Origin of the sequence: Bythopirellula polymerisocia (assembly GCF_007860015.1) — a bacterium.
Classification (GTDB): Bacteria; Planctomycetota; Planctomycetia; order Pirellulales; family Lacipirellulaceae; genus Bythopirellula; species Bythopirellula polymerisocia.
On record NZ_SJPS01000009.1, the window covers coordinates 22,844 to 37,250 of the forward strand.

At 52.8% G+C, this 14,407-nt stretch carries 11 protein-coding genes; all 11 read left to right on the forward strand.

What is annotated here, in order from left to right; genetic code table 11:
- The first annotated feature begins 21 nt into the window (after positions 1-21).
- From narH to Pla144_RS21370, 11 genes are read left to right on the forward strand one after another with little or no spacing between them, the layout of a single operon-like run.
- Positions 22-1,515, forward strand: coding sequence for a nitrate reductase subunit beta (gene narH / locus Pla144_RS21320; RefSeq protein WP_146452728.1), 1,494 nt, complete (start codon positions 22-24; stop codon positions 1,513-1,515).
- Positions 1,515-2,300 carry a nitrate reductase molybdenum cofactor assembly chaperone gene (narJ, locus tag Pla144_RS21325; RefSeq protein WP_146452729.1) on the forward strand — a complete coding sequence of 262 codons (786 nt, stop codon included), beginning with the start codon at positions 1,515-1,517 and terminating at the stop codon, positions 2,298-2,300. The genes narH and narJ overlap by 1 nt, the downstream gene beginning before the upstream one ends.
- 1 nt (position 2,301) lies before the next feature.
- On the forward strand, positions 2,302-2,994 hold the full coding sequence (gene narI / locus Pla144_RS21330; RefSeq protein ID WP_146452730.1) for a respiratory nitrate reductase subunit gamma: 693 nt from the start codon (positions 2,302-2,304) through the stop codon (positions 2,992-2,994).
- A 4-nt stretch (positions 2,995-2,998) separates the two neighbouring features.
- Positions 2,999-4,789: an MFS transporter gene (locus Pla144_RS21335; RefSeq protein ID WP_146452731.1), complete on the forward strand. Its 1,791-nt coding sequence runs from the start codon at positions 2,999-3,001 to the stop codon at positions 4,787-4,789.
- A 6-nt stretch (positions 4,790-4,795) separates the two neighbouring features.
- On the forward strand, positions 4,796-6,388 hold the full coding sequence (locus Pla144_RS21340) for an MFS transporter (protein ID WP_146452732.1): 1,593 nt from the start codon (positions 4,796-4,798) through the stop codon (positions 6,386-6,388).
- A 27-nt stretch (positions 6,389-6,415) separates the two neighbouring features.
- Complete coding sequence (locus Pla144_RS21345; protein WP_146452733.1) at positions 6,416-7,069, forward strand: cytochrome c3 family protein; 654 nt, start codon at positions 6,416-6,418, stop codon at positions 7,067-7,069.
- Positions 7,070-7,087: 18 nt separating this feature from the next.
- Complete coding sequence (locus tag Pla144_RS21350) at positions 7,088-10,120, forward strand: 4Fe-4S dicluster domain-containing protein (RefSeq protein WP_197530902.1); 3,033 nt, start codon at positions 7,088-7,090, stop codon at positions 10,118-10,120.
- Entirely contained in the window at positions 10,113-11,552 is a 1,440-nt protein-coding gene (nrfD, locus tag Pla144_RS21355) for an NrfD/PsrC family molybdoenzyme membrane anchor subunit (protein WP_146452735.1), read from the forward strand. The genes Pla144_RS21350 and nrfD overlap by 8 nt, the downstream gene beginning before the upstream one ends.
- Entirely contained in the window at positions 11,549-12,088 is a 540-nt protein-coding gene (locus Pla144_RS21360; protein WP_146452736.1) for a DUF3341 domain-containing protein, read from the forward strand. Before nrfD ends, Pla144_RS21360 begins: the two co-directional genes overlap by 4 nt.
- The gene (locus Pla144_RS21365) at positions 12,085-12,759 is read left to right on the forward strand and encodes a c-type cytochrome (RefSeq protein WP_146452737.1); all 675 of its coding nucleotides are present in this window, start codon (positions 12,085-12,087) and stop codon (positions 12,757-12,759) included. Before Pla144_RS21360 ends, Pla144_RS21365 begins: the two co-directional genes overlap by 4 nt.
- The gene (locus Pla144_RS21370) at positions 12,756-13,919 is read left to right on the forward strand and encodes a hypothetical protein (RefSeq protein ID WP_146452738.1); all 1,164 of its coding nucleotides are present in this window, start codon (positions 12,756-12,758) and stop codon (positions 13,917-13,919) included. Before Pla144_RS21365 ends, Pla144_RS21370 begins: the two co-directional genes overlap by 4 nt.
- Positions 13,920-14,407 lie beyond the last annotated feature (488 nt).

A 14,407-nucleotide genomic window follows, 5' to 3' on the forward strand; every position in this document is an offset into this window, starting at 1 on the left:
AGGGATTAAGGAAATACGAACATGAATATCCGCTCCCAAGTGTCCATGGTGTTTCACCTCGATAAGTGCATCGGTTGCCACACGTGCAGTATTGCTTGTAAGAATGTGTGGACCGACCGCAAGGGTGCGGACTACATGTGGTGGAACAACGTCGAAACTAAACCGGGAACGGGTTATCCCACTAAGTGGGAAGATCAAGAACAGTACCATGGCGGCTGGGAAAAGAATGGCGATCAGCCGATCAACATCAAGTCGACGGGCAAGGTGCGGGTGATTCCCAATATTTTTCACAACCCGTACATGCCCAGTATGGATGATTATTACGAGCCATGGACCTACGACTACCAGAACCTGTTCAACGCCGAAGAGGGTTCTGATCAGCCGATCGCCAAGCCGATTTCCATGATTACCGGCGAAGACATCAAGGTCGAAGCCGGCCCCAACTGGGACGACGATCTAGGAGGGTCAGAGATTTATGCGGCCAACGATCCCAATCTGAAGGGACTCTCGGAGCAACAACGCTTGCAACTTAGTTCGGTCGAGCGATTGGTGCTGTTCTATCTGCCACGTATCTGCAATCACTGCTTGAATCCTTGCTGTGTGGCTTCATGTCCCTCTGGTGCGCTCTACAAGCGAGGTGAAGATGGCATTGTACTGATCGATCAAAAGAAGTGTCGTGCCTGGCGGAGTTGCGTGGCAGCTTGCCCTTATAAGAAAACGTACTTCAACTGGTTCACGGGTAAGAGCGAAAAGTGCATCCTTTGTTTCCCGCGACTTGAAGTCGGCGAGGCCCCTGCTTGCTTCCACTCGTGTGTGGGCCGAATTCGCTATCTTGGGGTGTTGCTCTACGATGCTGATCGTCTGGAGGAAGTAGCCAATTTACCCGACGACCAGTTAGTCGAGGGGCAGCGTTCTTTGATTCTCAATCCCCATGATCCCGAGATCATTCGCAAAGCACAGTCGGCAGGAATTCCCGACGGAGTGATCGAATCGGCCCAGCGATCTCCGGTTTACAAGTTCGTGATGGATTGGAAGATCGCCCTTCCGCCGCACATTGAGTACCGCACCTTGCCAATGCTCTTTTATGTTCCACCAATGTCTCCGGTGATCGCTAACTTTGAAGATGGTCTGGCTAGCCACAAAATGCAGCGTCTGTTCCACGGCATCGACGAAGCACGAGTGCCGATGAAGTACTTTGCCAATCTCTTTGGCGGTGGACAAGAAGGAGTTGTACGCTATGCGATGGGCAAGCAACTTGCTGTCCGCTGGCATCGCCGGGCCGAGACGGTTGGCGACGTCGATCGAGCTACGGCCGACCGCTTCTTACGCGAGGCAAATTGCACAATCGAGGAAGCGGAAGCAATTTACAAGCTCACTTCGCTCTGCACGTTCGAGGATCGGTTTGTTATTCCCCCCATGTATCGGGAGCAGGCGATCGAAATGGTCAAGGAACCACACGAGCAACGCGCCGAAACCGGCTTTGGATTCGTCGGTTGTCCACAAAGGGGGCTTTAATGACAGACTTACCCATTGTCGAAGCAATTTCTTCGGAGAGTCCGGTTCCAGAAAAAGTGCGCAGTCTCGGTACGATCAGTCGCTTGCTGAATTACCCTGACGAGCACTACCTCCAACTGGTCGAGATGCTCTACCTCATTGTGCAATCGCAGTTGCCCGAGGCAGCGAAAGGGATTTCCGAATTTGGCCAATTCGTTGAGCAGTGTGTGGATCACGAATTGGAAGAGGCTTACACACGCACATTTGATGTGAACCCTTCTTGTGCGTTGGAAATCGGCTGGCATCTATTCGGTGAAGACTACATGCGGGGCCAATTTCTGGTGCGGATGCGCGGCGAACTAGCCAAGTATGAGATCCCCGAATCGGCTGACCTGCCGGACCATCTCACCCATGTGTTAGCTGTCATCGCAGCCTTGCCAGATGAAGAGGCGTTCCAATTTACCCATGCTTGCGTGTTCCCTGCACTCTTCAAGATGCAGGCATCGCTGGATAAGAATCAGTCGCCTTTTCGCCACCTGATTCGCTGTCTGTTGTTGGTGCTTGAGGAGTATTACGGCCAGGGTGAGTCCTGGGGGGAAAACGATGAAAAGTTGCTACGGAACACGGATTCCTTTCCCGGTCAGAACGGTCCTCGTCCCCCAGGAATGAATGATCCACTGCGTTCGTATCCCATGCCCACTTCTCCCTGTGGCGACAGGGAGATCGAATTTGTGCCCTTGCAGATGCAGTATGCAGCCCCCGCAAGCCAACCAGCCGCCATCAACGGCAACCCCATGAGAGATTGAAATGAGTCAGCACTTTTTCGATCAGTTTCTGTTTGTAGCACTCCCCTATGTGTGCCTGTTTACTTTTTTTCTGATGACCATCTACCGCTACAGGGTGCAGTCATTTTCTTACTCGAGCCTTTCGAGCCAGTTCCTAGAAAATAAGCACCATTTTTGGGCGGTCGTGCCGTTCCACTATGGGATTCTGGTAGTTACGGCGGGACATTTCCTCGCGTTTCTCATTCCACGATCGCTCCTTGCTTGGAATAGCAAACCCTGGCGGCTCTACGTGTTGGAAATCTCGGCACTCGCATTCGGCATCCTAACACTGATTGGTCTGGTGGGAGTGATCGTGCGGCGAATGAGTAGCAGTAAGGTACGCATGGTCACCACACCGACGGATTGGTTGTTGTTTCTCATGTTATTGGTACAGACAGTCAGCGGAGTGAGCATCGCCCTGTTCTATCCTTGGGGTTCTTCCTGGTTTGCAACAAACATGTCGCCCTATCTGTGGTCGATTCTCAAGCTGGATCCGGACGTCACCTTTGTGGCTGCGATGCCTTGGTTGGTCAAGTTGCATGTCGTCCTAGCATTTCTCACGATCGGGTTCTTTCCCTTTACCCGACTGGTCCATGTGCTGGTAATACCCAATCCCTACCTGTGGCGGAAGACGCAAGTGGTGCGTTGGTATAGTCGGAAAGAAGGAAAGACTTAGTTACATGGAAGTCCGCAACAAAGCGACCCGCATCGAATTATTTTCACTCAAGACTCGCCCGATGCGCGCCTTCCACATGTCGTGGTTCGCGTTCTTTTTATGCTTTTTTGCTTGGTTCGGTATCGCCCCGTTGATGGCGATCGTTCGCGACGAATTAGGGCTAACCAAGGAGCAAATCGGCAACACGATCATTGCCTCTGTGGCGATTACTATCTTCGCGCGGCTATTCATCGGCTGGCTTTGTGACCGAATCGGGCCGCGGTTGAGTTACACATTCTTACTCATGACGGGCTCGATTCCTGTCATGTTAATAGGATTGGCCAACTCGTATGAGTCCTTCTTACTGTTTCGTCTCGGTATCGGAGTGATTGGGGCATCGTTCGTTATTACTCAATATCACACCTCGGTCATGTTTGCCCCGAATGTAGTCGGTACAGCCAACGCCACGAGTGCAGGCTGGGGGAATTTGGGTGGTGGGGTCACTCAAATGATCATGCCTCTCGTGTTCGCTTTTTTCATCTGGCTTGGCTACGGTGATCCCACTGCTTGGCGTCTCTCGATGGTGGCCGCGGGTGCGGTCTGCTTCGTGACAGGCGTCGCATATTACTTCTTCACGACCGACTTGCCTGATGGCAATTTCAAAGAACTACGTGCTTCTGGGGAAATCTCGTCAACCGAGAAAGGAAAAGGCTCCTTTTGGCTCGCCGCTCGGGACTATCGGGTCTGGGCATTATTCCTGGTCTACGCTGCTTGTTTTGGTGTTGAACTGACTATCAACAACATTGCAGCAATTTACTATATGGACTACTTCGACTTGGGCCTGAAAACGGCGGGGCTCGTCGCTGGCCTGTTTGGGTTGATGAATATTTTCGCCCGTACACTCGGTGGGTTCATTAGTGACCGATTTGTCCGCATTGCAGGACTCAAAGGCCGTGTCCAATGGCTATTTTTTGCACTCTTGGTAGAAGGGTTCGCACTGCTGCTCTTCTCTCAAATGCAAGTGCTGGCCTTAGCTATTCCGACCATGATTGTTTTCAGCTTGTTCGTGCAAATGTCCGAGGGGGCCACCTTTTCTGTAGTTCCGTTTATTAATAAGAAGGCCTTGGGTAGCGTGGCTGGCATCGTGGGTGCGGGTGGAAACATGGGTGCCGTATGTGCAGGCTTCTTGTTTCGTTCAGAAGGCCTGAGCTATCCCCAGGCACTCTTGATTCTTGGCGGAGCTGTTTGTGTCTTTTCGTTTTCTACTTTGCTGGTGAAGTTCAGCCCTGCCGCAGAGAAAGAGGCTGCCGATGAGTTTGATCTGGCCATGACCCGCAGGCGTGAAGAACTCAAAGATCGCAAGCCGCTTCGCGAACTCATTCCCGGAATTCGTCACCTTCGACCCATGGATGCGCTGCGAATCTATTTAGGCGTCGCCCTGTTTATCAAGGGTATCTACTTCATCACGAATATGGCCGAACTTGAGTCGACTCTCGGCGAAGGCCTTGGTCAAGGGCAGACGATGATCGCCTGGTCTGTGGTGTTTGCACACATTATTGGTGGAGCCTGCCTCATGCTCGGTTTCGTAACGCGTGTAGCCGCAGCTGCAAACGCTTTGATTCTCTTTGGCGCCGTCTTGTTCTCTTTGGGAGGCACCGCAGCAAGCGAAAGCGTCCTCGGAACAAACGTCGATTTCCAATTTACTGCGTTCGTTTTCTTCACACTCGTACTCTTCGTGTGGCGGGGATCTGGTCCCTTGTCGCTCGACCATTTGTTGCGCCTCGACGTCGAAGCGGAACCGGAAATAGTATTGTAACACATTATGGCTAGAACACCTGAACACTGGGATGTCGAGGATTCTGTATTTTGGGATTCGACAGGCAAATCCATCGCCAATCGCAACCTGTGGGTTTCGATTCCCAATCTCCTCTGCGGATTCTCTGTCTGGTTGTATTGGGGCATGATCGTCAAGGTGATGCAGCGCCTGCATTTCGCCAACACCGAGCTATTCAATTTCACGTTTAATAATGAAGGCCAAGCCTACGATGAGGCGGGCTACCGGGCTCTGCTATTCACGCTGCCGGCAGTGGCAGGACTGGCGGGTGCGACGCTGCGGATCCCCAATTCGTTTATGATTGCGATCTGTGGTGGGAGGAACGTCAAGTTCATGACCACGGTCATGCTGATCATACCCGCCTTGCTGACGGGGCTTGCTCTCCGAAATCCGGAAACGCCGTTCTCCGTCTATATCATCCTGGCTGCTTTCTCGGGTGTCGGCGGTGGGGCCTTTGCGTCCAGCATGTCGAACATTTCATTCTTCTTCCCCAAGCGGATGCAAGGTCTGGCGCTCGGGCTCAACGCGGGACTGGGGAATGTGGGAGTCAGCGTAATGCAGTTCCTCGTTCCTTGGGTGATCACCCGGAGCTTGTTTGGTGGAATCGGCGGAGATCCTCAGGAATTCCTCGTCAAAAATGAGACTCAGCAACTCTGGATCCAGAATGCGGCGCTGGTGTGGGTGCCGATCATGATCGTGTTGACAATCATGGCATGGGTGTTCATGAACAATCTGCCACAGCACAAATGTGGTCCAACGCCTGTGGCGATCGGCAAATATCTCTGGCTACAGATGATCGGGTTTCTCGGCACAGCAGTGGGGGTCATCTTCTTGATGTTTGTACCAATGCCAATTCCGGAGTTGGTACGTATTTTCTTGGTGCTGCTCGTATCGGTGATCACTACCTTGCTGGGCATGCGATTCATGACTCCGCAGGCCATTCAACAACCGCTCAATGGCCAGTTTGCCATTTTCCGCAATAAGCACAACTGGGTTATGACATGGCTCTATGTGATGACATTTGGTTCGTTCATTGGCTACTCAAACGCCTTCCCCAAACTGATCGACGATATCTTCGTCACCCCTTCCAACGGACTTGTTACCTCGCATTACATTTGGATTGGTGCAGCAGTAGGGGCGCTCATTCGTCCGGTGGGGGGTTGGCTGTCTGATAAATTAGGAGGTGCGCGGGTCACTCAGTGGGACACCTGGGTCATGGTCGCCGCGACTGTATTAGCGGGTTATATCGTTGCGTTGGCAGGACAAAGCGAGACCCCCGAAAAGTATTTCATTCCGTTCCTGGTGACTTTTGTCGTGTTATTTGCCTCTACAGGAATCGGTAATGGTTCTACATTCCGTATGATCCCCATTATTTTTTCCAAAGAACAAGCGGGACCAGTCCTCGGTTGGACCTCTGCCATTGCGGCCTACGGTGCCTACCTAATACCCCAGGTATTCGCGACGCAGATTGAAGCCGGTACACCAGAATACGCGCTCTACGGATTCGCAGTCTATTACGCCAGTTGCCTGATTGTGAATTGGTGGTTTTATGCTCGTGCTGGTGCAGAAATCAAGTGCTAAGAGACAGGTAAGTTCGGACAAAAAGCAATGCAACAACGAGTCCTCTTAATCGTACTGCTGATTGGTGTTGGCTTCGGCCTGTCGCTGCTCGTGTCAGCGATGAGTTTGTGGCACATGCCCGACAACCAGCAAGGTTACGCCCCTGAGCAACCCATCAATTACTCGCATCGACTCCACGCCGGTGAATTGCAGATCGACTGTAAATTCTGTCACTCTGCGGCGCAGTCGGGTCACTACGCTGGCATTCCTTCAACTGAAGTCTGTATGAAGTGCCATCGCTATGTGACTGCTCCCTACGACCAGATGCAACAGGAACTGCAATTGGCTGACAAAGAAGGACGTAAGCCTGAGACGATTGTCTCGCCAGAACTTAAGAAACTTTACGATTCCTTAGCGCTCGATGAGAACCTCCAGCCGATTGAAAACGGTACGCCTCAGTCGATTCCTTGGGTGCGAGTTCACAATCTCCCCGACTTTGCATGTTTCAACCACCAGGCGCATGTCGCGGCGGGGGTGACGTGCCAGACTTGCCATGGCCCGGTTGAATCGATGGAGCGCGTGAGCCAGTTTGCGCCACTTTCGATGGGTTGGTGTGTCAATTGCCATCGCGAATCAACCCGGGATGGCGTCAATGGCCGTGAGGTTCACGCTGCCACCGATTGCACTGTTTGCCACCACTAGTTTTCGAACATGAATGCTATGAATCAGAATTCTGACGACCATCGATCCCTCGGCACTGAACCCCGGGGTCTACGAAGACTTTCCAATGGTTATTTCGTCTCGACGGAAGAAGCTCCGGCGCTGAGCCGACGCGAGTTCTTAGAAGCCGCCGGGTTTTCGCTCTCGCTGGCAGCGATGAGCGGCTGTGGCCGAGCCCCTGTTGAATCTGCTTTGCCATTTCCCATCCAGCCCGTGGGTGCCATTCCCGGTCGTCTCCAATACTATGCTTCCACCTGCGCGGGTTGTCCGGCAGCTTGCGGACTGCTCATTGGAACCCGCGATGGCCGACCATTAAAGATGGAAGGCCTGCCAGAGCACCCGCTCTCTCAAGGGGGACTCTGTGCGGTGGGACAAGCACTGCCAATCGGCCTGTATGACAGCCAACGCCTGATAGGCCTGCTTCGTGCAGGCAAGAAAGCAGAGTGGGCACAGGTTGACGAAGAAATCCTTCAAGGCCTCCGCCAGATTAAAGACCAAGAACAGCAAGTTGTGATTGTTACGTCAACAATCACCAGCCCAACGATCCAAGCTAGTATCGACAGCTTTCTTGATCAGTTCCAGAATGCCAAACACGTCGTGCTCGATGCCGTAAGTTCCTCAGCTATTCTGGATGCACACGAACAAACCCATGCGGTACGCGTGCTTCCCCATTATCGGTTTGATCGCGCCGAGGTCGTGGTGTCTTTTGGGGCCGATTTTCTCGGTACCTGGATTTCGCCCGTCGAGTTTACTGCGGACTGGAGTGCTCGGCGAGTTCCCAGAGAGCAGTCCCCCGAGATGTCTTACCATGTCCAGTTGGAAAGTCGGATGTCTCTCACGGGGAGTAATGCGGATCGCCGAATCGCGATTCACCCGAGCAACCAAGGGCCGCTGGTGGCACGTCTGGCGGACAAGTTGGCGGCGGCGGCGGGCAGGCAGCTAGACGAACCACTGGCACCGAGGATTGCAGAGAGCGACGAGAATCTTGTCTCTGAACTTGCCGAGCGTTTGTGGAATGCTCGGGGAAAGAGCCTTGTGCTCTGTGATAGTCAGGAAGTTGGCGTCCAAACACAAATCAATTTCATCAATGACCTGCTGGGCAACTACGAACACACGTTAGATATTGAGCGTCCAAGCCTTCAGCGGCAAGGGAACGACCGAGAAGTCCAGCAACTGGTCGAAGATATCCGCGCTAAGCAGGTTGGTGCACTGATCGTCGCCGAGGTGGATTTGCTATACGATCTCGCCGGGCATGAATCGCTCTCCGCCGAAGTCGGTGAAATCCCGTTGACGATTAGCTTTTCGCATCGTGTGGATGAGTTTGCCGCGATTGCCAAATTTGTGTGCCCTGACCACCACACGCTAGAATCGTGGTCTGACGCTGAGCCGATCAGCGGTTTGATCAGTTTGATTCAGCCGACGATCCGCCCTCTGAGTAATACTCGAGCCATCGTGGAAAGCTTGGCAGTCTGGTCTGGTCAACCTCAGGCAGCCTATGAGGTGGTTAAAGACCACTGGGAAAAGAAAATCTTCCCTCGCCGCCGGTCGACGGGCTCTTCCCAGTTCCTCGATTTCTGGGAACAAGCTCTGCGGGACGGATTTGTCGAAGTCAGTTCGGAGGCCCCTACGATTGGAAGGTTTGAGACCAGTGTTCTAGAGCCAGTAGCTCAGGAGAGGATGTCTGAGAACTTCTCCTTAGTGCTCTACAACAAAGTGTCAATGCTTGACAGCCGCCACTCCCATAATCCTTGGCTCCAAGAACTACCCGACCCAGTCACAAAAGTAACTTGGGACAACTACGTTAGTATTTCACCGCGGGATGCGGCAGAACTCGGTATTCAAGATGGTGATGTGGTTAAGGTTTCAGCCGGCAAGAATGGATCCCGAATCGAGTTACCAGCCCTGATACAGCCCGGTCAACATGACGGGGTCTTGGCGGTTGCCCTCGCTTACGGATGCAAAGGGACCGATCGCTTTGCAAAGATTGGGCCACAATGGATCGAAGCCCGCCCGAGTGTTTCGGAGAATGGCTTGGTTGGGGTAAACGCCGCAGTTTTTGTCTCGTTTCATGGTGGCACCCAGCGCTACACGCGGGCCGGTTTTTCTCTGGCAAAGACTAGCAGGCATCGCGAACTCGCCGCTACCCAAGAGTACAACTCCCTGGAGTTGCCGCCAGAGGTAGCGCCGCATGGTGCAGAACGGCGCAAGATCGTTCAGCACACGACTCTTGCCGCTTTCACCAAGGATGCCGAGGCAGGCGCTGTCGAGGAGCACTTTAGCACCGAGACGCAATTGTGGCCAGAAGACCATCCCAAACCAGACCATACCTGGGGAATGGTCATTGATCTCAATAAATGTACCGGATGTTCAGCGTGTGTAATTGCTTGTCAGTCTGAAAATAATATCCCCGTTGTCGGTTACGACGAAGTGCGACGCCAACGCGAAATGCACTGGATACGCATCGATCGATACTACGATGGGGAAGACGAAGACCTGAACGTTGCGCATCAACCTATGATGTGTCAACACTGCGGCAATGCACCGTGTGAAACCGTGTGTCCTGTTTTGGCAACGGTCCATAGCAGCGAAGGCCTTAACGAACAGGTTTACAACCGCTGCGTCGGCACGCGCTATTGTGCGAATAACTGCCCATACAAAGTCCGTCGTTTCAATTGGTTCAAGTATCCCTACGACGATACTCTGCAAAACCTGGTGCTCAACCCTGAGGTAACGGTCCGTTCGCGGGGCGTTATGGAAAAATGTTCGATGTGTTTCCAACGGATCGAAGCCGGGAAGATTGAAGCCCGCAGTCAGGGGTTGCCGATTGTTGATGGTGCTATTCAGACGGCATGCCAGCAATCTTGTCCAGCCAGTGCAATTGTTTTCGGTGACATGAACGATCCGCAGAGCGAAATTCATCTGGCTCTGGAGAACCCCCGCCGTTACCGAGTCCTCGAAGAACTCAACGTGCGTCCAGCGGTTTCCTATTTGAGAGTCGTAAGAAATCGCGACGAGGAGTCTCAGCATGGCTAAGTCAAAAAAGCAACGAACGACTCCGGTTGCTCCAGTGCAAGCTGCCGACCCGCTGGCGACTCTGCGTCCCCAATTGATCACTGGCGGAAAGACGCCCGCGGATGTGACTCGCGATATCTGTGCTCCCCTGGATCATAGTCCTGGCGCTCTGTGGTGGTCCGCCTTTTCGGTGTCCATGACTGCCCTTATCGTGGGGACTATAGCGGTCACCTACCAAATCGCCACGGGTATCGGTACGTGGGGATTGAATCGAACCGTAGGATGGGCGTTCGACATTACCAATTTCGTGTTCTGGGTTGGTATTGGCCATGCCGGCACGCTGATTTCGGCCGTGCTCTTTCTGTTTCGGCAGAAGTGGCGCACTTCGGTGAATCGCTCAGCAGAGGCAATGACGCTAATTGCTGTCGTCTGTGCCGGTCTCTTCCCCGTGATTCACATGGGACGTCCTTGGCTGGCGTTTTGGATGTTCCCCTATCCCAACACGCGCGGCTCACTCTGGGTCAACTTCAAGTCACCACTGCTCTGGGATGTCTTTGCGATCTCCACTTACTTGCTCATCTCAGCCGTCTTCTGGTACGTAGGATTGATTCCTGATCTGGCCACGATTCGCGACAAATCCAAACCGGGTTGGCGTCGACGCATTACAGGGTTCTTCAGTCTCGGCTGGAACGGTTCGGCACGCACTTGGCATCGCTATGAAACGGTTTATATGTTGCTAGCTGGTCTTGCTACGCCGCTGGTGTTTTCCGTGCATACGATTGTGAGTATGGACTTTGCCACCGCCATGATTCCCGGTTGGCATACGACCATCTTTCCTCCTTATTTCGTAGCTGGGGCAATCTTTAGCGGGTTGGCCATGGTGCTGACCCTCATGCTCATTGCCCGCAAGGTAATGCATCTCGAAGACTACATAACCGTCCTGCATATCGAAGCGATGTGCAAGCTGATGCTCTCAATGGGCTGCATTGTGGGCTTGGCCTATGGCACGGAATTCTTTATCGCGGCCTACAGCGGCAATCCCTACGAACAGTTTGTGTTTCTCAATCGGGCACTAGGACCGTTTAGTTGGGCCTATTGGACCATGGTTTCTTGCAACGTGTTGATTCCGCAATTGTTGTGGTTAAGGTCGCTGCGGAGGAACTTCGCTTTCGTCTTCCTGATCAGCATTGTTGTCAATATCGGCATGTGGTTTGAACGCTTTGTAATTATCGTCACGAGCCTGCATCGCGATTTCTTACCCTCAAGTTGGGCCAGTTATGTGCCCACGATTGTTGAGGTCGCCACCTTGGTAGGAAGCTTTGGCCTGTTCTTTTCCTGTTTCTTGCTGTTTTGCCGGTTTATGCCCGTGATTGCCATGGCCGAAGTAAAGGGAGTGCTGAAATCTCCCCAGCGTGATCTAAAGCACGATTCGGCAAGAGGAGATGCAGCATGAGTGACCGTAGACTTCTTGCTTCCTTCGACTGTGAAGAAGACCTGTTGGCAGCCACCACACTGCTCAATAGCAAGGGATACAGGATCGTCGATGCCTTTACTCCCTATGCCGTGCATGGCCTCGATCACGCCATGGGCCTCAAGCCCTCGCGGCTTACCTGGGTCTGTTTTGTTTGCGGCATGGTGGGTGCCTTGGGAATGCTCTGGTTTGAATACTGGATAGGTGCAATCTCCTGGCCAATCGATGTCGGCGGTAAGCCGTGGAATTCGCTTCCCTCGAATGTCCCCGTTGCTTTTGAAACCGCCGTACTGCTGGCAGGATTTGGCAGTGTGTTCGCGCTGTTGGGAGTATCTCGTTTGTATCCGGGAAAGAAGGTTCAGCCAGTGCTAGAGCGTGTGACCGACGATCGATTTGTACTGGTACTCGACGAAGCAGATGCTCGCTTCGACATGTCTCAAGTTGAAGCGATGCTCAAGCCATTCAACCTTGCTGCACTTGAAGAGCGGGTTGTCACGACGGAGGGATTGCAGCGATGATTTACCGTTTGAATATTGGCTTGCTAGTCCTGCTGGGAGCAATCCTGGTGATGTTGATGGTTCTGAGAGTCGACAATTCACGCCCAAATTACCAAGTGAATCTGGGCGACGACATGACTTATTCGCCAGCCTTCACTCCGTTCGAAGCCAATAGCAACTTCGCCAATGGTCGCACTCTGCAGGATCCCGTGCCCGGGACAATTGCGCGAGGCACCCAGTTGTTTTCCTTTGAAGCCACGCCTGAGGGTGCGCTGCGAGCGGGCACAGAACTGCCGAACCCCTTCGATCCTAGTTCGGAAGCAGGGATCGCTTCCGCGGATCGGGGGGATGCCCTGTTTTCTGTCTTTTGCATATCTTGCCACGGTGCTGACGGCACAGGTAACGGTCCGGTGGCGAAGTGGGGTTTTCCTCCTCCTCCGTCCCTTCTGACTGGCAAGTCTCGCGAAATGAAAGACGGACAATTATTTCACATTCTCACCTATGGTCAGAACAGCATGCCGCAGTTCGCAGCCCAATTGCCGCCCGCAAGCCGGTGGGATCTTATCAACTATATCCGACGTATCCAAAACGAGTCGCCTCCAATCACCACTGAAAGTTCCGTGTACTCGAATCCTTCTGGGAAAATAGAAGCGCCTCTGGCAATCTCAGCCAATACGGAAGCTCAACCATGACTCCTGCAAGTGCTCCATTCTCAACTCTAAGCCGTCGGTTGGCTCTCCTTGCCATAGTCTCAGCCATTACCCTGGCCATTGGTGCAGCAATTTCACCTGTTCGCACATGGAGCAATCTGTTGATTATTAATTTCTACCTTGTCACATTAGGACTTGGTGGTGCACTGTTCATTGCCTTGACTTATGTCTGCAACGCTTCATGGAATGTAAGTTTTCGCCGAGTTCCAGAAGCGTTAGCCGTCCTGCTTGCGCCGGTTGGCTTGGGTCTTTTGGCGGTCCTTGCCCTGGGACGCGAGCACTACGACTGGCATCCCCACGGCACCGGTGACGCTGGTACCTTCTGGTTCAAAGAGATGTGGTGCAATTCGACTTTTTGGTTTGGCAGGGCGGCTGTCTATGTCTCCTTATGGATTCTGTTGTCTCGTGCATTGGTGACTGTATCGCGGCGCCAAGACAACACCGGAACACTGGGCCTAACCATCGCCAATAAGCGATTGTCCGCCCTATTTCTCTTCGTCTATGCAGTGACTTTTTCGCTTGCTAGTTGTGATTGGCTCATGTTGCTCGAGCCTTTATGGTTTAGTACAATCTGGGGCGTGTACAATTTTGCAGGCATGGTTCAAGCGGTACTCGCTACCATGATCGTGTTGGCACTTGTGCTTAGATCGCGAGGCCCTCTGCGGCGTATCTTTACAGACGATCACCTTCACGATCTAGGAAAATTGCTCCTGGGGTTTAGTTGTTTCTGGATGTACATCTGGTTCAGCCAATACATGCTAATTTGGTACACCAACATTCCAGAAGAAGCGTCCTATTTCATTCCCAGAATGCAGGGCGCGTGGGGACCCATTATGGTCGTCAATATTGTGCTGAATTGGATCGCTCCATTTTTATTTTTGCTACCCAGGCCATGCAAACGGAGCGAAAGCGTCATGATGAAAGTGGCTGTCATTGTGCTCATCGGGCGTTGGGTCGACCTCTACGTGATGGTTTTTCCCACCACGATGGGTGACTGGCCGGTTTTTGGCCTGTGGGAACTTGCCGGAGGATGTCTATTGATTGGCACATTCGGATGGTTGTTCTTCCGGTCCTTCGCCAAAGCGGCACCTGTGCCAAGTGCCGATCCATTACTCGGCGAGAGCCTCCATTATCACTGTTAAGTGATTTCGATAGCCACAACAATGCCATCATGCCCGAGTGACAGATTCTGATTCGGTGCTCAAAGCACCGACCTGTATAAATAACTTGCCACATCCGTTTTACTCCAAATGAATCTAATTAGCCGCTCCATTATCGATGATGCAGCCACCCCTAAAGCGAGATAGGGCGAGCGAGCGCCGATCTCGTCTTTCGCGGTTTCAATACTTTGCAAACCGTCTCGTTCGCTCAGCACCTACCGAATGGGACTCAAACTCAGCAAGTCCATTGCTAATAACGACATCTAAAATGTGCACACGCACGTATTGTTACGATGAGGGGTCTTTGCAGGGAGGGTCTTTTGTCGCTCGCAGTGGTGGGTAGCAAGCTCGCCAGAAGGAGATGAATCACCTAGCAAGTCTCAAGAACTCTTTGATGCTTGACACTCCCAACAACTGCCCCTTTTTCGGGGTTCCGGTTCGGGGGTGTGAAGTTCGACGATTGCACACAG

Excerpts from the sequence above, each read along its gene's own strand:
- narH (WP_146452728.1), top strand. The coding sequence starts at position 22 with ATGAATATCCGCTCCCAAGTGTCCATGGTGTTTCACCTCGATAAGTGC.
- narJ (WP_146452729.1), top strand. The coding sequence starts at position 1,515 with ATGACAGACTTACCCATTGTCGAAGCAATTTCTTCGGAGAGTCCGGTT.
- narI (WP_146452730.1), top strand. The coding sequence starts at position 2,302 with ATGAGTCAGCACTTTTTCGATCAGTTTCTGTTTGTAGCACTCCCCTAT.
- Pla144_RS21335 (WP_146452731.1), top strand. The coding sequence starts at position 2,999 with ATGGAAGTCCGCAACAAAGCGACCCGCATCGAATTATTTTCACTCAAG.
- Pla144_RS21340 (WP_146452732.1), top strand. The coding sequence starts at position 4,796 with ATGGCTAGAACACCTGAACACTGGGATGTCGAGGATTCTGTATTTTGG.
- Pla144_RS21345 (WP_146452733.1), top strand. The coding sequence starts at position 6,416 with ATGCAACAACGAGTCCTCTTAATCGTACTGCTGATTGGTGTTGGCTTC.
- Pla144_RS21350 (WP_197530902.1), top strand. The coding sequence starts at position 7,088 with ATGAATCAGAATTCTGACGACCATCGATCCCTCGGCACTGAACCCCGG.
- nrfD (WP_146452735.1), top strand. The coding sequence starts at position 10,113 with ATGGCTAAGTCAAAAAAGCAACGAACGACTCCGGTTGCTCCAGTGCAA.
- Pla144_RS21360 (WP_146452736.1), top strand. The coding sequence starts at position 11,549 with ATGAGTGACCGTAGACTTCTTGCTTCCTTCGACTGTGAAGAAGACCTG.
- Pla144_RS21365 (WP_146452737.1), top strand. The coding sequence starts at position 12,085 with ATGATTTACCGTTTGAATATTGGCTTGCTAGTCCTGCTGGGAGCAATC.
- Pla144_RS21370 (WP_146452738.1), top strand. The coding sequence starts at position 12,756 with ATGACTCCTGCAAGTGCTCCATTCTCAACTCTAAGCCGTCGGTTGGCT.